Raw genomic sequence first — 22,140 nt, 5'->3', positions numbered from 1 at the left:
CGCCCGAATCCGCGGCGTCTCAGCGGCGCGGCTCCCAGCGGAACCACCGCTGTACGGCAAGGACAGCGATCACGATCCAGGCCAGCGCGCTCAGCGCCGCGCCCATCAGATCGGAGCCGTCCGTACCACCCAGCCAGCCCGCCCTGACCAGGGTCATGACCCCCGTCACCGGCAGCAGTTCGCATATGGAGGCCACCCGGTCGGGCAGCACTTCCAGCGGTACGAACAGACCCGAGCCCACCACCGACACCAGGAAGAGCGGCATGGTGGTGATCTGGGCGCTCTCCACGGTACGGGTGAACGCCGATGTCGCGGCGGCCAAGGCACTGAGCAGCAGCAGCCCGGCCAGCAGCCCGCCGAGCAGCAGCAGCGGGTTGTCCGGCGCGCGCACGTCCAGGAACGCCACACCGCCCGCGATCATCAGGCAGGACTGCACGAAGGCGAGCACGACCGCCGGCAGCGCCGTACCGGCCAGGATCTCGCGGTCGGACGCCTCGATCGTACGGAGCCGCTTGAGCACCAGGTCCTCGCGCCGGGCCGTGTAGGCGGCGGAGAGGTTCGCGTACACGGCCATGATCAGCACCATGCCGATGCTGCCGGCCATCGCGACCTCGATACCGCTCAGCCCGACCTCGCCCAGGTCGACCTCCTTGAGCGACATCTTGATCGCGCCGATCATGGCCACCGGCACGATCAGCGCCGAGAAGAGCGCCGTCCTGTTCCGGATGAGCATGACGTACTCCGCCCGTCCGAGCGCCTTGAGCCGCCCGGCGACCGTTGTCCGCCTCCCGCCCGGCGGCTCGCTCCGCGCGCCGGCCCCGGCCAGGCCGTTCGTCCCGCTCGTCTTGGTGTCCGTGCCGCTGTCCGTCGTGCTCATCGTGTGTCCCCCGTCTCCGTACGCTGCGACGCGATGTCGAGAAATGCCTCTTCGAGGGAGGCGGAACGGGCGTCCAGCGCCTCCAGCTCCACGTCCGACTCCTCGGCCCAGCGCAGGAGTTCGGCCAGGTCCCGCTGGAGCCGCTGGGTACGTATCTCCATCTGCCCGTCGCCCTGCCCCGCCGCGCCCAGCGACAGCGGGAGCCGCCCGGCCGCGACGCCGGCGGGCAGGGTGAAGCGGATCCGCGCGGGCCGGGCCGCGGTCACCTCGGCCGGGGTGCCGGTGGCCACGATGCGGCCCTTGTGCATGATCGCCAGCCGGTCGGCGAGGGTCTCGGCCTCCTCCAGGTAGTGCGTGGTCAGCAGCACGGTGGTGCCGCCCGTCCGCAGCTCCCGCACCAACTCCCAGGTGTCGCGCCGCCCTTCGGCGTCCAGCCCCGTTGTCGGCTCGTCCAGGAAGAGCACCTCGGGCCGGCCGAGCAGGGCCAGCGCCAGGTCCAGGCGCCGCTTCTCGCCGCCGGAGAGCTGCTTGACCCGTACGCCCGCCCGGTGGCCCATCCCCACCAGCTCCAGCGCCTCACCGGCCGGTCGGGCGCCGCTGGTGCACCCCGCGCACATCCGCACCGTTTCCGTGACCGTGAGGTCGGAGGGGAAGCCGCCCTCCTGGAGCATCACGCCCACCCGCGGGCGTACGGTCGCCCGTTCGGTGTACGGATCGTGGCCCAGCACCCGGATCGCGCCGCCGCTGGGCCTGGCCAGGCCCTCCAGCAGCTCGACGGTGGACGTCTTGCCCGCGCCGTTCGTCCCGAGCAGCGCGAACAGCTCGCCGCGCGCCACGGAGAAGGAGATCCCGTCGACCGCCGTGAACCCGCCCGCGTACGTACGCCGCAGGTCGGCCACGTCGATCGCCGGGGTGGGGGCGCTGCCGTCGTCCCGGGGCGCCTGGGCCGAAACCTGCGTCGAAGCCTGAGTCATGTCTCCAGGGTTCCGGCGAAGCGGGCCGCTCGGCAGTGCGCGCTGTCACCGTCTCCGATGACATTTGTCATTTCCACGCGACGCACGAACGCGACGCACGAACGCGACGCACGAAGAAGGCCCTGGTCCGGAGACCAGGGCCTTCATTTCTGAGCGGACGACCAGGTTCGAACTGGCGACCTCAACCTTGGCAAGGTTGCGCTCTACCAACTGAGCTACGTCCGCATCGCATCGGCTGAGCGACGCGTCCATCACTGTACCTGATCCATTGGGCCGGACCAGAAGTGATGTAGAGCGGGTGACAGGAATTGCACACTGCGCCTCCCCCTTGGAAAGGGGGCGTTCTACTACTGAACTACACCCGCACGCTGCCTGGGCTTCGGCTTTTCGGCCTTGCCCCTCGGCGTGTTCCAAACTCTAGCCGATCAGAGGGGGTGCTGTGCAACTCGGTGCGCGCACAGGTCACTCGACCGGCTCCGCCCGGCGCGTACCGGGGCTCCGGCCGGGGGTGCGGACCCCGCGTGTGCCGGGGCGCGAACCGGGATGCGGGCCACGACACGGACCCCGGCACGGAACCCCGGTGCGCGCCCCGGCGTACGGGCCTGGCACACGCCCGGCGGTACCCGTCGCTCAACTCGCCTCGTGGAACGCCTCGTACACCCGCTTCGGGATCCGGCCGCGCGCCGGCACCTCGACCTTGTGGGACTGGGCCCACGCGCGCACCGCCGCCGGGTCGGGCGCGAGCGCCGTGTGCCGGTAGGTGGAGCGGGCCCTGCCGCGCTTGCTGCCATTTGTCTGCTTTCGGCCGGCCGCCATGAAGGGCGCCAGGGCCTTGCGCAGTTTCTTCGCGTTGGCGGGATTGAGGTCGATCTCGTACGACTTCCCGTCCAGGCCGAACGCGACCGTTTCCGCCGCTTCCCCGCCATCGATGTCGTCGGAGAGCGTGACCACTACGCGCTGCGCCACGGATACAGGTCCTTTCTTGCGGTACCGCCTGCGCCTGAACGTGCCCGACATGTGCGGGAAACGTGTTGACGTGCGGTGATACCGGCCTTCCGGCTGTTATGGGGCAATGCTTCTTTCCGCTGTATTCCTTTGTACAGCGAAAGGGGGCGCATTGTGAAGCCCAGCCAATTACATCAGCGTGTCCCTCGGCAATGGCCGACGAGATTTTTTCCCGGAATTTTCCCCGGCGTTGTCCCGTGCGGGTCCCATCGGCCTCAGTGTTCGCGAGGATCCGGAAAACGGACATATCTACCCGCGTAGATTCTCAGGCCGGGTACGCTGAGGTACCTCGGGGGGTCTGGGGGATTCCCCGGAGAACGCAACAGCGAGAACCAGCCGCACCACACCACCGGGAGTGCACGTGGCACGCGTCGTAGTCGACGTCATGCTCAAGCCGGAGATCCTCGACCCGCAGGGCCAGGCGGTGCAGCGCGCACTGCCCCGCCTGGGCTTCGAGGGTATCGCCGACGTCCGTCAGGGAAAGCGCTTCGAGCTGGAGGTGGCGGGGCCGGTCGACGAGGCCGCCCTCGCCCGCATCCACGAGATGGCCGAAACCTTTCTGGCCAACACCGTCATCGAGGACTTCGTCGTGAAGATCGACGAGTCCGTCGCCGCCGCCCCGACCGCAGCGGCCGAGGGGTCGAAGTGACGTCTCGTATCGGAGTCGTCACCTTCCCCGGCACGCTCGACGACCGGGACAGCCTGCGCGCCGTCCGTATCGCCGGTGCCGAGCCCGTATCGCTCTGGCACCGCGACAAAGACCTCCATCAGGTCGACGCGGTTGTCCTCGCGGGCGGTTTCAGTTACGGCGATTATCTGCGGGCCGGAGCCATCTCCCGGTTCTCGCCGGTGATGGAAACGATCATTGAGCAGGCGAAGGCCGGTATGCCGGTTCTCGGCATCTGCAACGGCTTCCAGATCCTCACGGAGTCGCATCTCCTTCCGGGCGCCATGCTCCGCAACAACCATCTCCACTTCATCTGCCGCGATCAGAAACTGCGGGTGGAGAGTGCGGACACCGCCTGGACCGCGGATTATTCCGCCGGTCAGGAAATCTCCGTACCGCTCAAGAACATCGACGGCCGGTACGTCGCCGACGAGCGCACGCTGGACGAGCTGGAGTCCGAGGGCCGGGTCGCCTTCCGCTACCTGGACGGGAACCCGAACGGTTCGCTGCGCGACATCGCCGGAGTCACCAACGCGGCGGGCAACGTCGTCGGCCTCATGCCGCACCCCGAGCACGCCGTGGAGCCGCTGATCGGTACGGGCCGTACCGACGGCCTCGGATTCTTCACCTCGATCCTGAAGAAGCTGGTAAGCGCCTGATGACCATCAAGAACCTCGACACGGTCAAGCACGCGACCGGTACCCCCGACGCCGACCAGCCCTGGAAGGAACTCGGCCTCAAGGAGGACGAGTACGCCCGGATCCGCGAGATCCTGGAGCGCCGTCCCACCGGCGCCGAGCTGGCCATGTACTCCGTCATGTGGTCCGAGCACTGCTCGTACAAGAGCAGCAAGGTGCACCTGAGGCAGTTCGGCGAGAAGGCCCCCGCCAGCGACGCGATGCTCGTCGGCATCGGCGAGAACGCGGGCGTCGTGGACGTCGGCCAGGGGTACGCGGTCACTTTCAAGGTCGAGTCGCACAACCACCCCTCGTACATCGAGCCCTACCAGGGCGCGGCCACCGGCATCGGCGGCATCGTCCGCGACATCCTCGCCATGGGCGCCCGCCCCGTCGCCGTCGTGGACCCGCTGCGCTTCGGCGCGGCCGACCACCCCGACACCAAGCGGGTGCTGCCCGGGGTCGTCGCGGGCATCGGCGGTTACGGCAACTGCCTCGGTCTGCCGAACATCGGCGGCGAGGTCGTCTTCGACGCCTGCTACCAGGGCAACCCGCTCGTCAACGCCGGCTGCATCGGTGTGATGAAGCACGAGGACATCCACCTCGCGAAGGCGTCGGGCACGGGCAACAAGGTGATCCTGTACGGCGCCCGCACGGGCGGCGACGGCATCGGCGGCGTCTCGGTGCTGGCCAGCGAGACCTTCGAGTCCACCGGTCCGGCCAAGCGCCCGGCCGTGCAGGTCGGCGACCCCTTCCAGGAGAAGCTCCTCATCGAGTGCACCCTGGAGATCTTCGCCGAGAAGCTCGTCGACGGCATCCAGGACCTCGGCGGCGCCGGTCTCTCCTGTGCGACGAGCGAGCTGGCGTCGGCCGGTTCCGGCGGGATGCGGGTCGAGCTGGACACCGTACCGCTGCGTGACGCGACCCTCTCGCCCGAGGAAATCCTCATGAGCGAGTCGCAGGAGCGCATGTGCGCGGTCGTGGAGCCCGGCAAGGTCGACCGCTTCATGGAGATCTGCGAGAAGTGGGACGTCATCGCCACGGTCATCGGTGAGGTGACCGAGGGCGAGCGCCTGGAGATCTTCTGGCACGGCGAGCAGATCGTCGACGTACCGCCGCGCTCCGTGGCCCACGACGGTCCGGTGTACGAGCGGCCCTACGCGCGCCCCGACTGGCAGGACGCCCTCCAGGCGGACGACGCGAACAAGCTGCCCCGCCCGGCCACCTCGGCCGAGCTGCGGGAGCAGGTGCTGAAGCTGATCGCGTCGCCGAACCAGGCGTCGAAGGCGTGGATCACCGACCAGTACGACCGCTTCGTCCAGGGCAACACGGTGCTGGCGCAGCCCGAGGACGCCGGCATGGTCCGGATCGACGAGGAGTCGAACCTCGGCGTGGCCATGGCGACCGACGGCAACGGCCGCTTCGCGAAGCTCGACCCGTACACGGGCGCGCAGCTCGCGCTGGCCGAGTCGTACCGCAACGTGGCCGCCTCCGGCGCCACACCGCTCGCCATCTCGAACTGCCTGAACTTCGGCTCGCCCGAAGACCCGGCCGTGATGTGGCAGTTCGCCGAGGCGACGCGCGGACTGGCCGACGGCTGCCTCCAGTTGGGCACCCCGGTGACCGGCGGGAACGTCTCGCTCTACAACCAGACGGGCGAGACGGCGATCCACCCGACGCCGGTCGTGGCCGTGCTCGGCGTGATCGACGACGTCAACCGCCGTACGCCGATCGCCTTCGCGGCGGAGGGCCAGCTCCTCTACCTGCTCGGTGACACGCGCGAGGAGTTCGGCGGCTCGGCCTGGTCCCAGGTCGTCCACGACCACCTCGGCGGGCTGCCGCCGGCCGTGGACCTCGACCGCGAGAAGCTGCTCGGCGAGATCCTGATCTCGGCGTCCCGCGACGGCATGATCGACGCGGCGCACGACCTGAGCGACGGCGGTCTGATCCAGGCGGTGACGGAGTCCTGCCTGCGCGGCGGGCGTGGCGCGCGGCTGGTCGTACCGGACGGGCTCGACGCCTTCACGTTCCTGCTCAGCGAGTCGGCGGGCCGCGCGGTCGTCGCCGTACCGCGCAGCGAGGAGCTGCGGTTCACCGACATGTGCGGGGCGCGCGGGCTGCCCGTCACCCGGATCGGGGTCGTGGACGGCGAGGAGATCGAGGTCCAGGGCGAGTTCAGCATCCCGCTGGGCGAGCTGAAGGACGCGCACGAGGCGACGATTCCGGCGCTGCTGGCCTGAGCGCGGGTCAACCACCAGCGGGTCAACCACCAGGAGGGGAACGCACCATGGCGTACGAGTACAAGGTCGTCACATTCAGGGAATCGCTCATCGGCGACGCCCTGGACGGCGACAAGCTGGAGAAGATCCTCAACAAGCACGCCGAGGACGGCTGGGCGCTGAAGTCGGTCACGGCGGCGGACGTCAAGGGCCGGATCGGCCCGGGTGCGGTCGAAGGCCTGCTGCTGACGCTGGAGCGCACGCGCGAGGCGTGACCGTATGAGCGTATGACGGCGTGACGCCCTCGACTGTGCCCCCGTCCCGGGTTTTCCGGGACGGGGGCACAGTCGTCCGTGCTGCCTGTTGCTGTCGGTGCGTGCGTAGGGGCGCCCTGGGTTTCGAGGGATTACGTAATTACGTAGTATCGACGCATGGGACTTGAGGAGCGCGTCGCCGAACTGGAGCGCAGGCTCGCGGCGCTGGAGCGCGGCGACCGCGAACGAGACGGGGCGGGCGGCGAGAGCCGTACGGAGCCACGCCTCCCCGACGGCGACCTCTGGGCGCTGGGACTCCTCAAGTCGGAGCTGGCGAAGACCGGTTCGCCGGGCGGGGGCGTGCTCTACACCGGCTCGGTGCGGCTCCCGGCGGGGGAGAGGTACGAGTGGCAGTACGGCGCGCTCACCGACGGTCTGCTCGACGCCGACTGGTCGCTGACCGCCGAGTCCTTCGCCGCGCTCGGCCACCCGGTGCGGCTGCGCCTCCTGCACGAGATCCTCGGCGGCTGGCGCACGACGGCCGAACTGGCCGACCTGGACGAGCTGGGCACCACCGGCCAGATCTACCACCACCTGCGCCAACTGACCGGCGCGGGCTGGCTGCACACGCCGGGCCGCGGCCGGTACGAGGTCCCGGCCGCCCGGGTCGTACCGCTGCTGGTGATGATCACCGCGGCGGGCCCGTAGCCGCCGCAGCGCACCCGACCGACCACAGGGGGAACGAGACGATGTCCGCAAGCGAAGCGGAAGAGGTAAGGCAGAACCGCCGGAACCGGGGGGCGGCCATGGTGGCCTTCCGGCTGTCCTGGCTGGTGTTCTGCCTCCTGGTCCTCGCCGGGGCCTTCGCCGATCTGCCGTTCAGCTACTGGTGGACGTGGCTGCCGGCCGGGACCGGCATCGCGCTGCTGGTCTGGATGGGGCGTACGGCACGGGCCCAGCACGCGGTGCGCCCGCCGGCGCTGGAGGTGGACGCGCCGGTCAGGGGCCGCTGGTCGGCGGTGAACAGCCCGGCGGACAAGGTGCCGAGCCATGGGACGTACGGGTACGGCCAGGCGTACGCGATCGACATCGTGGCGGACCCGGAGTCCGACCCGGACCCGGACCCGCGCCCGGATCCGGCCACGGCCCCGGAATCCCCCGGGTCGTCCCCGTCGTCCCCGTCGCTCTCCCGCCCGGCCTTCGCGTGGCTGTGGCCGATCGCCCGCCGCAACCGCGACTTCCCGGCCTTCGGTGAACCGCTCCTCGCGGTGGCCGACGCGACGGTCGTCCGCGCCTCCGACGGCCAGCGCGACCACCTCAGCCGGAACTCGCTGCCCGCGCTGGTCTACCTGATGCTCTTCGAGAGCGCCGTACGGGAGATCGGCGGCGCGCACCGGATCGTCGGCAACCATGTGGTCCTCGACCTGGGGGACGGTACGTACGCGATGTACGCCCATGTCCAGCGCGGCTCGCTCCAGGTCCGTGCGGGCGACCGCGTCGGGACGGGCCAACTCCTGGGCCGTTGCGGTAACTCCGGCAACTCCACCGAGCCGCATGTCCACTTCCAGCTCATGGACCACCCGGATCTGAACGTCGCCCGCGGCCTCCCGTTCCGCTGGCGGGAGATCGGTGTTCCGCCGAACGGCGGGCACTTCGTGGCGTACGGCACCGGCACCGGCACCGGCACCGGCACCGGCACCGGCACGGGCGCTGACACCGGCACGGGCGCTGACACCGACGCGGGGTGAAGGAGCACGAGGAGGAGGGCTGAGCGGCGACCACCACGGCCGCCGCTCAGCCCTCCCTTCCGTGCCGTCAGGCCGTCAGGCCGCCGGGCCTTCGGCCAGCCCCAGCAGCGTGCCCGCCGCGAGGGCGACACGGTCGGGGAGGTCGGCCAGGGTGACGTGCTCGTGACGGGCGTGCGCCCCGTCGCCGAGGGCACCCATGCCGCAGAGGACCGGGCGGCCGAGGGCGGCGACGAAGTTCGCGTCGCTGCCGCCGCCGACGTACAGCTCGGCCAGCGGCTCCCGCAGGTGCGTCGCGACCCCGTCCACCAGCGCGAAGAGCCGGCGGCCCGCGTCGCCGGGCCGCATCGGCGGGCGGTTCCAGCCGCCGCCGAGAGTGAGGGTGACCCGGGGGTCCGTGGCGGACAGGCCCGCGAGGACGCCGTCCATCCGCTCGATCTCCTCCCGCGTACTGACACGGATGTCCACGAGGCAGGTCGCCTCGCCCGCGATGACGTTGCGCGCCGTACCGCCGCTGATACGGCCGACGTTGACGGTCGTCCCCTGTTCCGGGTCGGCGGCGGCGACCAGGTCCCGGATGACGTCGGCCAGTCCGTGGATGGCGCTGGCGCCCTTGGCCGGGTCGAGGCCTGCGTGGGCCTCCAGCCCCGTCGTCGTGAGGGTGAAGATGCCGACGCCCTTGCGGCCGGCCTTGATCCCCCACGTACCGCCGGGTTCCATGACCAGCGTGGCGACGGCGTCCTCCGTGGCCCGTTCGATGAGCGGCCGGGAGACGACGCTGCCGGTCTCCTCGTCGCCGTTGAACACGAAACGCACGGTGGGCCGGGGCAGTCCGAGGACGCGCAGCGCGCGCAGCGCCCAGATCCCCTGCGCCAGACCGGCCTTCATGTCGAAGACCCCCGGGCCCGAGACGATGCCTTCGGCGAGGGTGAACGGCCGGTCGGCGACGGTGCCCGCCGGCCACACGGTGTCGTAGTGGCCGACGACGGTGACCGTACCGCCGGAGTCGCCGTCGTACTCGGCCTCGATGACGTCGCCGTGACCGGGGTGGCGGTGTCGTACCGTACGGCTCGGCTCGCCCAGCCGTACGGACAGCAGCTCCAGGATCAGATCGGCGGTGGCGTCGAGGAGGGGTTTGTCCGCGCTGGGCGACTCCTGTTCCACCAGGCGGCGCAGATCGGTGAGGTAGCCGTCCCGTTGCTCCCGCTCGTCGCACCAGGACGCGATACGGGAGAGCGCGGCGCGGTCGGGGCCGTGGGGGGAGTGCGGCATGGGGGCGGGTGCGGGTACCGGCATGGTGTGCGTGGTTCTCCGAATTCTCGTGGACGGGTGGGTGGTCGGGTGGCCGGGCCGAGCGGTCAGTGCGTCGGCGCTCCCGGGCCGAACGGCAGGCCGAGCACGTACCAGGCCAGGAAGAGCAGCGTCCATACGACGAGCATCGACAGCGCGACCGGAAGCGTCAGGGACATCAGGGTGCCGATGCCCGCCTTGGGGCGGTAGCGGCGTACGAAGCCCAGACAGAGCACGAAGTACGGGCTCATCGGGGTGATGGGGTTGGTACAGGAGTCGGCGATCCGGTACAGCGCCCAGGTGGTCTCGGGGGCGACCTTCAGCAGCATCAGCATGGGCACGAACACCGGCCCGATCAGCGCCCACATGGCGGAACCGCTGGTGAGGACCAGGTTCAGCACGCTGACGAGGAGGATGACGCCGACGAAGATGACCACGATCGGCACACCGGAGGAGTCCAGCAGCTCCGCCCCGGTGATGGCCATGACCTCGCCGATCGAGGTCCACTTGAAGTAGGCGAGGAACTGCGAGATCGCGAAGAACAGCACCAGGATCGGGGTGAGTTCGCGCAGCCCCAGCGCCATCATGTCCGGGATGTCCTTCGCCGTACGGACGACTCCCACCACGCGGCCGTACGCGACGCCGGTCGCGAAGAAGAGCAGCGCCAGGAAGACGGCGATGTTGTGGACGAGCGGCGAGTCGATGACGGCGCCGTGCTCGCCGCGCAGGGGTGAGCCGGCGGGCAGGGCCGCCGCGGCGATGGCGGCCAGCAGGGCGAGGGCGGTGATCCCGGCGGCGCGCAGCCCGCGGCGCTCGTCGTCCGTCAGGGACAGATCGGGCAGCTCCTCGGCGGCTCCGGTGGCTTGGGCGGCTTCGGAGGTCTCCGAGGCCGCGGAAGCCTTCCCGGCCTTCGCCTCTTCCCGGGCCTTCCCCGCTTCCCCGGCCTTCCCCGCTTCCCCGGCCTTCGCCTCCTCCCGGGCCTCCGCCGCGTCGTCCGCCGCCATCATCGCCACCCGCCGGGTCAGCAGCGTCTCCGCGACCAGGGTGATGACCAGTGCCAGAACGACGGACGAGACGAGCGAGAAGAAGTAGTTGGCGACCGGGGTGACCGTGTACGCGGGGTCGATGGTGTGTGCCGCCGCCGTCGTCAGCGCGGCCAGTGTGGCGTCCGAGGGCGTGACCAGCGGGCTGGCGGCGTGCCCTCCCGAGACCGCGACGAAGGCGACGACCGCGCCCAGCACGGGGTTGCGCCCGACGGAGCGGTAGGCGATCGCGCCCAGCGGGATCATCACCACGAACGCCGCGTCGGAGGCGATGTGGGCGACCATCCCGGTGAGCGCGATCATGAAGGTGACGGCCCGGACCGGGACCTTCGCGAGCGCGGCCCGCAGCATGGCGGTGAGGAGCCCGGCCCGGTCGGCGACCGATACGCCGAGCATGACGACGAGGACGACCCCCAGCGGCGGGAACGTCGCGTAGTTGTCGATCAGGCCGTCGAGCATCATCGTCACGCCCGCGTCGGAGACCAGGCTCCGTACCGCGACCGTCGCGCCGTCCGTGGGCGATTCGGCGGAGACCCCGAGGCCGTGCAGCGCCCAGCTCAGGACGAGCAGCACCGCGCTGAGGATCACGAACAGCCAGAAGGGGTGGGGCAGCCGGTTGCCGACGCGTTCGATGACACCGAGCACCCGCAGCGTGACCGCCACCGAGCCGGACACCGGGCCCGGGGCGGTGGCCTCGGCGGCGCCCGCCCCCGGGTCCGCCGAGGGGTCCTTCGGGCGGTCCTCCGTCGTCCTGGTCACCACATCGGTCCCTCTCTTCTCACGGAATGGCGCATTGGTTCGCCATCAGACTCCAAGATGAAAGATTGTGTCAATGGTCCTGTTGTCCTCGGTTGTTTCGCTCTCGTAACTTCCTGATGATGAAGTGGCTCAACGGGGGCAGCGGCTAGGATCAGGAGATGCCGCCGCCGTCAGCTCTTTCCTCACCCACCGCCTCCACCGCCGCAACGCGGCGATCATCGGCGCGTCCGGAGGAACGGCTGCTCGACGACGTCGACCTCGATCTCGTCGCCGCCCTCCAGCTCGCCCCCCGCACCCCGGTGAACGCCCTCGCCGAAGTGCTGGACAGCTCGCCGAGCACCATCGCCCGCCGCCTCGCGCGGCTGCGCGCCGAGCGGCTGCTCCGCGTGGTGGGCCGGCTGGACTGGCCGCTGATCACCACCGAGAACCCGCGGCAGGTGTGGATCACGTGCGAGCCGGGCCGCTCCCAGGAGGTCGCGCGGCGCATCCTCGAACTGGCCGAGGTGCAGACCCTGCTGCTGACGACCGGCAGCGCCGACCTCTACTGCAGCGTCTACCCCCTCCTCGGGACCGATATCTTCGACCTGCTGACCCACCGGCTGCCCGGCATCCCCGGCATCGTCTCCACCGAGTCCCAACTGGTCCTGCGCGCCTACACCATGGGCCAGAGCTGGCGGCTCCACCGGCTCGACGACGAGCAGACCGGGCGGCTGCGCGAGCACGCCGTGCAGATCACCCAGGAGCGCAGGACCTCGCCCGACCAGCTCTCCGAGGTGGAGCGGCGCACCCTGGAGCTGATGGTGGACAACGGCCGGATCCCGGCCGCCGACATCGCCCGCGAGCTGGACGTCAGCCGCTCGACGGCGTACCGCACCTCGCAGGCGCTCCTGGAGTCCGGCGCCCTCTGGCCGCGCGTGGAGATCGAACCGGCCGTGCTGGGCTACCCGCTCACCGCCGTGCTCTCCCTCACGGTGCTCCCGCAGGCGATCCCCCGCCTGCTGGACACCCTGGGCGGGCACCCGTCGGCGCGGTACGTCTCGATGGTGGCCGGGTCCACCTCGGTGATCCACCACGGCGTCTTCCGGGACGAGGAGGACCTGGCCGACTTCATCACCACGGATCTGGGGGCCTTCCCCGAGGTCACGCGGGTCAACACGTGCGTGGGCGTGCGCGTGCTGCGCCGCCACTGGACGGCGCGGGACGGGGTACGGCTCGGGGACAGGGTGCGGCTCGGGGACAGGGGCGACGGCTTCCTGCGGAGCGCGCCCGCGCAGTAACGTATCCGCGCGCCCGTCCGGCCGCGCGCAGGCATTAGCCTCCCCCCATGCCACCTGCCAAGAAGCGCGCCCGCAGCTACGACTCCGCCAAGATCCGGGCGGCCGTCGTGGCCCAGTTCGGGAACGTGCGGGAGGCGGTCGGACAGCTCACGCCCGAGCAACTCGCGCTGGACTGCGGGCTCGGGGAGTGGACCGTACGGGAGCTGGCCGCGCATCTGTGCATGGCCGTCGAATCCGTCAACCGCGCCATCGAGCAGGAGTGGCCGGCCCAGGGCCAGGACCAGCGGGGCGAGCCCGTCACCCTCGCCGGCTGGCCCTTCGCCACCGCCGCGCACGCGGGCGCCATCGCGGAGGGCGTCCAGGAGTACGCCGCGTCCGCGCCCCTGGACGAGCTGTTCGCCCGTACCGCCGCGCGGCTCGACGCCCTGCTGCCCGGCGCGGACGACGACCAGGTGGCGGCGATCCGGCTCGGGCCGATGCGGCTCGGGGACCATCTCGTCACCAGGACCGTCGAGCTGGTCGTCCACACCGACGACCTCAACCGGGCCACCGGGCTCGCCGTGCCGTTCGACCGGCAGGCGCTCGCCGCCTGTACGCGGGTGCTCGCCGACGCGCTCGCCGTGAAGGCGCCCGGCGCGTCGACCGAGGTACGGGTGCCGCCGTACGCCGTCGTGCAGTGCGTGGCCGGGCCGCGCCACACCCGGGGGACCCCGCCCAACGTCGTGGAGACCGATCCGCTGACCTGGATCCGGCTGGCCACCGGCCGTACGGGCTGGCGCGAGGAGGTCGAAGCGGCGCGGGTCAGCGCGAGCGGGGAGCGCGCGGATCTCGGCGGTCTGCTCCCGCTGATGGGGTGAGGTCCGGCGGGACGCGCGGGGGAGGCGGAACCGTACCGCGCCCTTCCCCGTCCCAGCGGTATGCGGAAACAGAAGATCATCCACGGCATCCACGGCACCCACAACGGTCACGGCGCGCGCCTCACGCACATCGCCGCCGTCACCACCGCCGCGCTGCTCGCGCTGACCGCCTGCGGCACCGAGACCAAGGACGGCTCCGGCTCCGGCGCCGGGAGCGGCACCGGCAACCGCGACGGCGGCCGGGCCGTGCAGACCGAGCTGCCGCTCACCGGTGTCCACTGGCGCGTCGACAGCGTCACCAGGGACGGCGAGAAGACCGCCGCGCCCCCGGGCGCCGGCGTGGAGATCAGCTCCGAGGGCCGGGCCAGCGCCCAGACCGGCTGCAACCACGTCAGCGCGCCCGTCACCATCCGGGACGACGTCATCACCATCGGCGACAAGGAGGCCACGCTGATCGGGTGCGACAAGGAGGCGGACGGCTTCGAGAAGGCGCTCGACGGCGCGCTCTCCGGGAAGCTCACCGCCGAACTCCAGGACGGCAAGAAGCTCACCCTCACCACGGCGGACGGCGACACGATCGCGCTGACCTCGGAGGAGCCCGCGCCCTTCGCCGGAACGAAGTGGACGGTCGACTCGCTCACCGGGAAGGACACGGCGACCTCCCTGCCCAAGGGCGCCGAGGGCAAGGCGTTCTTCACGTTCACTGTGAGTAAGGAGGCGCAGGCCGGCAAGGACGGGGAACGGCCCGGCACCGTCGAGGGCAGCCTCGGCTGCAACCGCTTCAAGGCCCCCGCCACCGTCTCCGGTACGACCCTCACCCTCGGCCGGCTCACCGCCACCCGCATGCTCTGCCCCGGACCCGCGATGACCCTGGAACGCCAGGTGCAGAAGGTGCTGGAGGGCGAGGTCACATATGAGCTGCGCCACCGTTCCGTCACCCTCAGGACCGCGGAAGGAGAGGAGATCGGGGCCACCGCGACCGTCCCCGAGAAGTAACCGGGAGGCCGCCGGAAGGGCCCGCGAGGGCCCCCTTCCGTATCCCCAATTCGGACCAGTGGTCGATCTCGCCTACACTCGGTGGCGTGCCTCGTGGTGATGGACGACTCAACCACGACCTGCTCCCCGGAGAGAAAGGCCCCCAGGACGCTTGCGGCGTCTTCGGAGTCTGGGCCCCGGGCGAAGAGGTCGCCAAGCTCACCTATTTCGGACTGTATGCCCTACAGCACCGTGGACAGGAGTCCGCGGGCATCGCAGTGAGCAACGGGTCCAAGATCCTGGTTTTCAAGGACATGGGCCTCGTCTCACAGGTCTTCGACGAAACCTCCCTCAGCTCCCTCGTGGGGCATATCGCGGTGGGCCACGCCCGCTACTCCACCACCGGAGCCTCGGTGTGGGAGAACGCGCAGCCGACCTTCCGGGCCACGGCCCACGGCTCCATCGCGCTCGGCCACAACGGCAACCTGGTCAACACCGCCCAGCTCGCCGGGATGGTCGCCGACCTGCCCAAGGAGAACGGCCGGACGACGCGCGTCGCCGCCACCAACGACACCGACCTGGTCACGGCCCTGCTGGCCAGCCAGTCGGACGCCGAAGGCAAGCCCCTCACGGTCGAGGAAGCCGCCGCCAAGATCCTGCCCGATGTCCAGGGCGCCTTCTCGTTCGTCTTCATGGACGAGCACACCCTGTACGCCGCCCGTGACCCGCAGGGCATCCGCCCGCTCGTCCTCGGCCGGCTCGAACGCGGCTGGGTCGTCGCCTCCGAGGGCGCGGCCCTCGACATCTGCGGCGCCTCCTACGTACGGGAGATCGAGCCCGGCGAGCTGATCGCCATCGACGAGAACGGCCTGCGGACCCAGCGATTCGCGGAAGCGAAGCCCAAGGGCTGCGTTTTCGAGTACGTATACCTGGCCCGTCCCGATACGGACATCGCCGGTCGTAATGTCTACCTCTCCCGGGTCGAGATGGGCCGGAAACTGGCCAAGGAAGCGCCGGCCGAGGCGGACCTGGTCATAGCCACGCCCGAGTCCGGCACCCCCGCCGCCATCGGGTACGCGGAGGCCAGCGGCATCCCGTACGGATCCGGGCTGGTCAAGAACGCGTACGTCGGCCGGACCTTCATCCAGCCGTCCCAGACCATCCGCCAGCTCGGCATCCGACTGAAGCTGAATCCGCTGAAGGAAGTCATCCGAGGCAAGCGCCTGGTGGTCGTCGACGACTCGATCGTCCGCGGCAACACCCAGCGCGCCCTCGTCAAGATGCTCCGCGAGGCGGGCGCCGCCGAGGTCCACGTCCGGATCTCGTCCCCGCCGGTCAAGTGGCCCTGCTTCTTCGGCATCGACTTCGCCACCCGCGCGGAGCTGATCGCCAACGGCATGACGGTCGAGGAGATCGGTATCTCCATGGGCGCCGACTCGCTCTCGTACATCTCCCTCGACGGGATGATCGAGGCGACCACGATCGCCAAGCCCAACCTCTGCCGCGCGTGCTTCGACGGCGAGTACCCGATGGCCCTCCCCGACCCCGAACTGCTCGGCAAGCAGCTCCTGGAGACCGAGCTGGCGGCGGGACCGGCCGGTACCGCCGCGTCGGAAGCGCTGCGCAGGCCGTAGCGGCGGGACCGTCCCGGCCTCTCCGCATGATGTTCGACGACCTCACGACGACAGGAAAGTACCCAGCCATGTCCGAAACGACTACTGGTGCCAGCTATGCCGCCGCGGGCGTCGACATCGAAGCCGGTGACCGCGCGGTCGAGCTGATGAAGGAGTGGGTGAAGAAGACCCGGCGCCCCGAGGTCCTCGGCGGCCTCGGCGGCTTCGCCGGCCTCTTCGACGCCTCCGCCCTCAAGCGCTACGAACGCCCGCTCCTCGCCTCCGCCACCGACGGCGTCGGCACGAAGGTCGACCTCGCCCGCAAGATGGGCGTGTACGACACGATCGGCCGCGACCTCGTCGGCATGGTCGTCGACGACCTCGTCGTCTGCGGCGCGGAGCCCCTGTTCATGACCGACTACATCTGTGTCGGCAAGGTCCACCCCGAGCGGGTCGCCGCCATCGTCAAGGGCATCGCCGAAGGCTGTGTGCTGGCCGGCTGCGCCCTGGTCGGCGGCGAGACCGCCGAGCACCCCGGACTCCTCGGCGAGGACGACTTCGACGTCGCCGGCGCCGGTACGGGCGTGGTCGAGGCGGACCGGCTGCTCGGCGCGGATCGCATCCGTACGGGGGACGCGGTCATCGCGATGGCGTCCTCAGGACTTCACTCGAACGGGTACTCGCTCGTCCGCCACGTGGTCTTCGACCGGGCCGGCTGGTCGCTGGAGCGCGAGGTCCCCGAGTTCGGCCGCACGCTCGGCGAGGAGCTCCTGGAGCCCACCAAGATCTACTCGCTGGACTGCCTGGCCCTCACCAGGACGACCGACGTGCACGCGTTCAGCCACATCACCGGCGGCGGCCTGGCGGCCAATCTCGCCCGGGTGATCCCGGACGGCCTGCACGCCACGGTGGACCGCTCGACGTGGACGCCCGGCGCGGTCTTCGACGTGATCGGCACGGCGGGCCAGGTGGAGCGCCTGGAGCTGGAGAAGACGCTGAACATGGGCGTGGGCATGATGGCCGTCGTCCCGGCGGAGTCCGCCGACGCCGCGCTCACCACGCTCGCCGACCGCGGGGTGGACGCCTGGGTCGCCGGAGAGATCACCGAGCGGGCGGACCACTCCACCGGAGCGGCGCTGACCGGCGACTACGCGAGCTGACGTGGTGTCCCGTGCCGGCCACCGAGCTCACCCGGCCGGCACGGAACCGCCCGGGCGGAGCAGAAGCGCGCGGACAGCACAGAACCCGGTCCAGGGCTGCGGGCCCCGGACCGGGCCGGATGCTGATGACGAGCTGACGCTCGGGATGTACGGACGTCAAGCGCCGCGGCGCCGCGCCGAGGGCCCGGACTGGTCGTCCTCGTCCTCGTCGTCCTTGTACGGGTCCGCGTTGTAGCGGTCCGCGTACTGTGCGTACGGGTCATCTTCCTCTTCGTCGTCCTCGAACGGCTCGCCGTTCGGCGGTTGACTTGAAGGCGATGCGCCCAGCTCGTTGGCCAGACGCGACAGGTCTGTCCCGCCGCTGTTGTACTTCAGCTGGCGGGCGACCTTCGTCTGCTTGGCCTTGGCCCGGCCGCGCCCCATGGCTCGACCCCCTCGGTGACGGGGCTCGACGGCCCCAGAGTCTTGACACGCGTTCATGAATCCGAACGAGCTCTCCGCGGAGAGACCCGTCCGTAGGGCTTCAACGGTACCTGCTTCCGCGGCCATACGGTACGCCGCCCGCATGACGCGCCCCGGTGCAGGGTCGGCGAGACGCCCCGTCCTCGCTGGTCAGCAGCGATTTTAACCTCTTCTGGAGGGGCGACCCGCCGACCCGCGTGAGTCTGGTCTCCCCGTTCACCGCCGCCCGCCTCCCGGAGCCGGATCGACCACACCTGAACGGTCAGGTGTGGTCGAGTGACGCTCACGAGCGGCGCGCTTCGGCCATCCTGTGCTCGGCGATCCGGTCGGCCGCGGCGGCCGGCGGAACCCCGTCCTCCTTCGCACGTGCGAAGATCGAAAGAGTCGTGTCGAAGATCTTCGCGGCCTGTGCGCGGCACCGCTCGAAGTCGAATCCGTGCAGCTCGTCCGCGACCTGGATGACCCCGCCCGAGTTCACCACGTAGTCGGGCGCGTACAGGATCCGGCGGTCGGCGAGGTCCTTCTCGACACCCGGGTGGGCGAGCTGGTTGTTGGCCGCCCCGCAGACGACCGTCGCGGTGAGCGCGGCCACGGAGGCGTCGTCCAGCGCGCCGCCGAGCGCGCACGGGGCGTAGATGTCCAGGCCCTCGGTGCGGATCAGCGCGTCCGTGTCGGCCACGGCGGTGACCCGCGGGTGCGCGTCCGTCACCCGGCGTACCGACGCCTCGCGCACGTCCGTGATCACGACCTCGGCGCCGTCCTTGAGCAGGTGCTCGACCAGGTGGTGCCCCACCTTCCCGACGCCCGCGACCCCGACCGTGCGCCCGCGCAGCGACGGGTCGCCCCACCGGTGCTGGGCGCTCGCCCGCATGCCCTGGAAGACCCCGAAGGCGGTCAGCACGGACGAGTCGCCGGCGCCGCCGTTCTCGGGGGAGCGCCCGGTGGTCCAGGCGCAGGTACGGGCCACGACGTCCATGTCCGCCACGTACGTGCCGACGTCGCAGGCGGTGACGTACCGGCCGCCGAGCGAGGCCACGAACCGGCCGTAGGCCAGCAGCAGTTCCTCGCTCTTGATGTGGTCGGGGTCCCCGATGATCACGGCCTTGCCGCCGCCGTGGTCGAGTCCGGCGAGGGCGTTCTTGTATGACATGCCCCGGGAGAGGTTCAGCGCGTCGGCGACGGCCTCCTCCTCGGACGCGTACGGGTGGAAGCGGGTGCCGCCCAGGGCCGGGCCCAGGGCGGTGGAGTGGATCGCGATGACGGCTTTGAGGCCGCTGGCGCGGTCCTGGCAGAGCACGACCTGCTCATGGCCCCCCTGCTCCGAGCGGAAGAGGGTGTGCAGTACGTCCGTGTGCGCGCCGGAAACATCGGTCACGGTGGTGACTCCCCAGTAGAAACGGCGTTGGGCGGCCCCTCCGATGGGTGGTGGAGCGACCGGTCGGGCAAGCAAGAGGGTAAGTCCTCGGCAGGCGTGGATCGGCCGCAGTGCCGAGGATCACCCCCTCGGGGGTGACGGGCATGGGACGATGCCGCCCATGCCGGCGGTGTCTTCTGTTCATGTCCCTTACGCGTCCTACCTGCGGGTGTACGAGCCGCTGGGGGCCTTTCCGGAACCGGAGAGGACCCACTGGGCGCGTTACGCCAAGCGGGAACGTATCCCCAGCGCCCAGGACGAACTGCGGCGCTCCCTCGCGGACCTGCTGCCCACCCCGCCGGTGCCCGTTCCGGTGCACGAGAGCGGGGACGCGTTCGTCACCGAGGTCGACGGCGTGGTGTGCGTCTGTCCCTGGCGGACGCGGCTGCGCGGCTGGCTGGCGCTGGAGGAGCTGACGGAGACGCTGCCCGCGCCGCTGCTGGACGCGGTGCTGCCTCCGGTGGTGCGATTTCAGGCCACTTCGGACTACGAGCACTGGCGGGACCGGAATCCGGACGCGCGGCCCTGGATCAGGACGGCGCTCTGGCAGGTCCCGCCGGGCTGGTTCGCGCTCTTCTCCGACGAGGAGCGGTTGTACGAGAAGGAGGGCCCGGCCGGCGAGGAGGGCGGCGCCGGGGCGCCCGTACTGCGTTACCGGACCCCGATGGTGCAGGCCAGGCGGCGGCTGGCCCGCGCGCTGAAGACGCTGCGGGAGACGCTGGACGACGGCCCACTGGTCGAGGGTCTGATCGAGGTGGGGCGGTGGCTGGAGGAGTTCCACCCGCGTTCACTGGTCGAACTGGACTACGGCGGCCTCGTCCACGTGATCTCCCGGGAGCAGCTGGCCGACGACCGCTCGGCCGCCGATGTGGCGGCGGCGGTCGCGGCGCTCCGGGAGGGGGACGGCGAGGCGGCCGGGGCGGCGTACGGGCGGCTCATGGAGCGCTGGCGCGCGGTACGGGACCGGCAGTACGCGAGCTGACCGGCCGAACGGTCATGGGGAGACCGTGGAACGGGCTTGACCGGACCTTGAAGCGGGCACCGGGGCAGAGGTCCCGATCCGGGCGTTTGCCTCAAGCGTGACGGACCGCACTAACGGGGCTCTTGCGCCCATCACCCCTCCTCGTGCCAAAATAGGACAAGGAGTCCGGGGAGGGCTCCATCCGTCCAAGTGTGGGCGGAATGCTCGGCATTGCACTCTATGTAGGGGGGCCAGTGACTCCTGATCATTCTGTGACTGATCGTATCTGTGACGTGACTGTCCGCTATGGCATGGTCCATCGGCTTCCGCCGCTGATGAGCGCCTCAGAGGGCAATTCCATCGGTTTGGCCTACGTGGCTGGACGGATGGTGTAGTTGTAGTGCCGAGGACAAGCCGTTCGTCCTATAACCGACTCGGCCCGCGTCCGCCATTTCGGGCAACGCGGGTCAAGGTGCAGAATTTAGAGGAAAGAACCGAGATGGTTCGGTTCTCCCGAGGAGGCCGCTCATGACCGCTCGCACCCCTGATGCCGAGCCGCTGCTGACCCCGGCTGAGGTTGCCACGATGTTCCGTGTGGACCCGAAGACGGTCACACGCTGGGCAAAGGCCGGCAAGCTCACGTCCATCCGCACGCTCGGTGGGCATCGCCGGTATCGCGAGGCAGAGGTCCGCGCACTGCTTGCGGGTATTCCGCAGCAGCGCAGCGAGGCCTGAACACCCCAGTAAGGCTCATTTAGGGCTCAAACCAACCAGGGCACAGCCGGGTCCCCCATATCCGGTCGTCCCGACCCATGGCTCCACACGACGGGCACCTGCCCCAACAGGTCCCATGCCCACGCAAGACGGGTAAGTCGTCGATCGCGCCGGACTCCGCCGAGTCCGGCGCGATTTTTTTGTGTGCGGGACGGTGCGGAACGAGTGGTTCCGGGGAGGGCGGGGAACCGGTGAGGAGGGCCCTGGAGGAGAGTGCAATTGCACATATTAAATTCGTGTCGTGTAGGAGGGGTGTAAGTCCTGCTCTGTGCAGGAAGTTCTCGCGTGACTCCCGTCACACCTCTCCGCTCCTGTCGACGGGGTGTGAACCGCTCGTCGGGTACGTGTCAGATCATGGTGGGCGTCCCTCCGGAACGCACACCGCCACGCGGGGCGGTGCGGAACGAGGGGGGACGGATCGTCGGCCGGCGGCTGAACGGCAGTCAGACGTCAGTTGGCGGGAGGGGGTTGGTCCGCGGATAACTTCTCCACGAGGAAACCGCAGCCCCCGGGAGCCGGGTCGAGCGCCGCCGCGGACTCGTCGACGAGCCGCTGGAGGCGATGGCAGATCGGGCAGTACCCGGTGGCGTGCGGGCGCCCCGAGGCGGCTGCCAGATGGGCGCGCAGCAGTGCGCCCGTCTCGTGTTTCGTCTGCCTGGCGGGCCCGGTCCTGTCGGCCGGCCTCGCTGTCGATGCGGTCACACACACCACCCCCGGTGCGGCCCCGGGATGTGACGGACAAGGGGCCTTCTGTTTAGGTACCCCCGGGCCGCGAACCCCGTCAAGACGCATCGCCCCGGGCCCGGCCGATTTGGGCACGCCATTACTGCGGCGTTACCGCCGCGTCGACGGCGCTTGCCGTATGCAATGGAGTCGGGCGTCCAGGCCCCGGTGAGCGCCTCGTACGGCAAAAGCCCGCGTCCGGGGGCGCGGCGGCCTCGCGTACCTACGGCAGAAGGCCCGCGTCCGTCACCGGATGCGGGCCTTCTTTACTGCGGTCCTGACGGGATTTGAACCCGCGGCCTCCACCTTGACAGGGTGGCGAGCACTCCAAACTGCTCCACAGGACCAGGTTTCGCGGCCCCGTAGCGGCGGCTGCGAAACGAAACTCTACAGCAGCCCGGAGGGTGCGGTCGA

General features: G+C 70.5%; 21 protein-coding genes and 3 tRNA genes. 13 read left to right on the top strand and 11 right to left on the bottom strand.

Annotated elements, in window-relative coordinates; all coding sequences use genetic code 11:
* Positions 1–19 precede the first annotated feature (19 nt).
* From ACFXPL_RS27325 to ACFXPL_RS27305, 5 genes are all read right to left on the bottom strand, one after another.
* The gene (locus ACFXPL_RS27325; RefSeq protein ID WP_384924498.1) at positions 20–877 is read right to left on the bottom strand and encodes an ABC transporter permease; all 858 of its coding nucleotides are present in this window, start codon (positions 875–877) and stop codon (positions 20–22) included.
* Complete coding sequence (locus ACFXPL_RS27320) at positions 874–1,851, bottom strand: ABC transporter ATP-binding protein (RefSeq protein WP_384924496.1); 978 nt, start codon at positions 1,849–1,851, stop codon at positions 874–876. Before ACFXPL_RS27320 ends, ACFXPL_RS27325 begins: the two co-directional genes overlap by 4 nt.
* A 152-nt stretch (positions 1,852–2,003) precedes the next feature.
* A tRNA-Gly gene (locus tag ACFXPL_RS27315) sits at positions 2,004–2,076 on the bottom strand.
* A 68-nt stretch (positions 2,077–2,144) separates the two neighbouring features.
* Positions 2,145–2,216 (bottom strand) — tRNA-Gly (locus ACFXPL_RS27310).
* A 265-nt stretch (positions 2,217–2,481) separates the two neighbouring features.
* Positions 2,482–2,817 carry an Lsr2 family protein gene (locus ACFXPL_RS27305; RefSeq protein ID WP_384924494.1) on the bottom strand — a complete coding sequence of 112 codons (336 nt, stop codon included), beginning with the start codon at positions 2,815–2,817 and terminating at the stop codon, positions 2,482–2,484.
* A 400-nt stretch (positions 2,818–3,217) separates the two neighbouring features.
* Between ACFXPL_RS27305 and purS the strand changes: the two genes are divergently transcribed.
* From purS to ACFXPL_RS27275, 6 genes are all read left to right on the top strand, one after another.
* Positions 3,218–3,505 (top strand): phosphoribosylformylglycinamidine synthase subunit PurS, encoded by a 288-nt coding sequence (gene purS, locus ACFXPL_RS27300; protein WP_384924492.1) that lies wholly within the window; start codon positions 3,218–3,220, stop codon positions 3,503–3,505.
* The gene (purQ, locus tag ACFXPL_RS27295; RefSeq protein WP_384924490.1) at positions 3,502–4,182 is read left to right on the top strand and encodes a phosphoribosylformylglycinamidine synthase subunit PurQ; all 681 of its coding nucleotides are present in this window, start codon (positions 3,502–3,504) and stop codon (positions 4,180–4,182) included. Before purS ends, purQ begins: the two co-directional genes overlap by 4 nt.
* Entirely contained in the window at positions 4,182–6,440 is a 2,259-nt protein-coding gene (purL, locus tag ACFXPL_RS27290; RefSeq protein WP_384924488.1) for a phosphoribosylformylglycinamidine synthase subunit PurL, read from the top strand. The genes purQ and purL overlap by 1 nt, the downstream gene beginning before the upstream one ends.
* A 47-nt stretch (positions 6,441–6,487) precedes the next feature.
* The gene (locus tag ACFXPL_RS27285) at positions 6,488–6,694 is read left to right on the top strand and encodes a DUF4177 domain-containing protein (RefSeq protein WP_384924486.1); all 207 of its coding nucleotides are present in this window, start codon (positions 6,488–6,490) and stop codon (positions 6,692–6,694) included.
* A gap of 156 nt (positions 6,695–6,850) precedes the next feature.
* Positions 6,851–7,381 carry an ArsR/SmtB family transcription factor gene (locus tag ACFXPL_RS27280; RefSeq protein WP_384924484.1) on the top strand — a complete coding sequence of 177 codons (531 nt, stop codon included), beginning with the start codon at positions 6,851–6,853 and terminating at the stop codon, positions 7,379–7,381.
* A gap of 41 nt (positions 7,382–7,422) precedes the next feature.
* Positions 7,423–8,421 (top strand): M23 family metallopeptidase, encoded by a 999-nt coding sequence (locus ACFXPL_RS27275; RefSeq protein ID WP_384924482.1) that lies wholly within the window; start codon positions 7,423–7,425, stop codon positions 8,419–8,421.
* A gap of 75 nt (positions 8,422–8,496) precedes the next feature.
* Here the strand turns inward: ACFXPL_RS27275 and ACFXPL_RS27270 are convergent, their stop codons facing one another.
* Both ACFXPL_RS27270 and ACFXPL_RS27265 read right to left on the bottom strand, forming a co-directional pair.
* Positions 8,497–9,714: a M20 family metallopeptidase gene (locus ACFXPL_RS27270; protein WP_384924480.1), complete on the bottom strand. Its 1,218-nt coding sequence runs from the start codon at positions 9,712–9,714 to the stop codon at positions 8,497–8,499.
* A 62-nt stretch (positions 9,715–9,776) separates the two neighbouring features.
* Positions 9,777–11,510, bottom strand: coding sequence for an AbgT family transporter (locus ACFXPL_RS27265; protein WP_384924478.1), 1,734 nt, complete (start codon positions 11,508–11,510; stop codon positions 9,777–9,779).
* Positions 11,511–11,668: 158 nt separating this feature from the next.
* Here ACFXPL_RS27265 and ACFXPL_RS27260 point away from each other — a divergent pair, with 158 nt between their 5' ends.
* The 5 genes from ACFXPL_RS27260 to purM all read left to right on the top strand — a co-directional run bounded on the left by ACFXPL_RS27260 (position 11,669) and on the right by purM (position 17,392).
* On the top strand, positions 11,669–12,787 hold the full coding sequence (locus tag ACFXPL_RS27260) for an Lrp/AsnC ligand binding domain-containing protein (protein WP_384924476.1): 1,119 nt from the start codon (positions 11,669–11,671) through the stop codon (positions 12,785–12,787).
* 47 nt (positions 12,788–12,834) lie between these two features.
* Positions 12,835–13,644, top strand: coding sequence for a sterol carrier family protein (locus ACFXPL_RS27255; RefSeq protein ID WP_384924474.1), 810 nt, complete (start codon positions 12,835–12,837; stop codon positions 13,642–13,644).
* A gap of 60 nt (positions 13,645–13,704) precedes the next feature.
* Positions 13,705–14,640 carry an META domain-containing protein gene (locus tag ACFXPL_RS27250; protein WP_384924472.1) on the top strand — a complete coding sequence of 312 codons (936 nt, stop codon included), beginning with the start codon at positions 13,705–13,707 and terminating at the stop codon, positions 14,638–14,640.
* 86 nt (positions 14,641–14,726) lie between these two features.
* Positions 14,727–16,253, top strand: a complete 1,527-nt coding sequence (gene purF, locus ACFXPL_RS27245) for an amidophosphoribosyltransferase (RefSeq protein WP_384924470.1) — start codon at positions 14,727–14,729, stop codon at positions 16,251–16,253.
* A gap of 68 nt (positions 16,254–16,321) precedes the next feature.
* A complete protein-coding gene (purM, locus tag ACFXPL_RS27240) occupies positions 16,322–17,392 on the top strand; it encodes a phosphoribosylformylglycinamidine cyclo-ligase (RefSeq protein ID WP_384924468.1) in 1,071 nt (356 codons plus the stop codon).
* A gap of 156 nt (positions 17,393–17,548) precedes the next feature.
* Here the strand turns inward: purM and ACFXPL_RS27235 are convergent, their stop codons facing one another.
* Positions 17,549–17,815, bottom strand: a complete 267-nt coding sequence (locus ACFXPL_RS27235) for a DUF3073 domain-containing protein (protein ID WP_384924466.1) — start codon at positions 17,813–17,815, stop codon at positions 17,549–17,551.
* Between the two features lie 322 nt (positions 17,816–18,137).
* Positions 18,138–19,229, bottom strand: a complete 1,092-nt coding sequence (locus ACFXPL_RS27230; RefSeq protein ID WP_384924464.1) for a Leu/Phe/Val dehydrogenase — start codon at positions 19,227–19,229, stop codon at positions 18,138–18,140.
* Positions 19,230–19,389: 160 nt separating this feature from the next.
* On the opposite strand from ACFXPL_RS27230, the gene ACFXPL_RS27225 reads away from it, so the two are divergent.
* On the top strand, positions 19,390–20,250 hold the full coding sequence (locus tag ACFXPL_RS27225; protein WP_384924462.1) for a hypothetical protein: 861 nt from the start codon (positions 19,390–19,392) through the stop codon (positions 20,248–20,250).
* Between the two features lie 507 nt (positions 20,251–20,757).
* A complete protein-coding gene (gene bldC / locus ACFXPL_RS27220; protein WP_003949541.1) occupies positions 20,758–20,964 on the top strand; it encodes a developmental transcriptional regulator BldC in 207 nt (68 codons plus the stop codon).
* Positions 20,965–21,453: 489 nt separating this feature from the next.
* Here bldC and ACFXPL_RS27215 read toward each other — a convergent pair whose 3' ends face one another.
* On the bottom strand, positions 21,454–21,705 hold the full coding sequence (locus ACFXPL_RS27215) for a DUF6274 family protein (RefSeq protein ID WP_384924460.1): 252 nt from the start codon (positions 21,703–21,705) through the stop codon (positions 21,454–21,456).
* 293 nt (positions 21,706–21,998) lie between these two features.
* Positions 21,999–22,073 (bottom strand) — tRNA-Asp (locus tag ACFXPL_RS27210).
* Positions 22,074–22,140 lie beyond the last annotated feature (67 nt).

Origin of the sequence: Streptomyces sp. NPDC059092, assembly GCF_042756365.1 — a bacterium.
Lineage (GTDB): Bacteria > Actinomycetota > Actinomycetes > Streptomycetales > Streptomycetaceae > Streptomyces.
The sequence above is the reverse complement of the archived record's forward strand: the minus strand, read 5'-3'. Positions and strand labels throughout refer to the sequence as shown.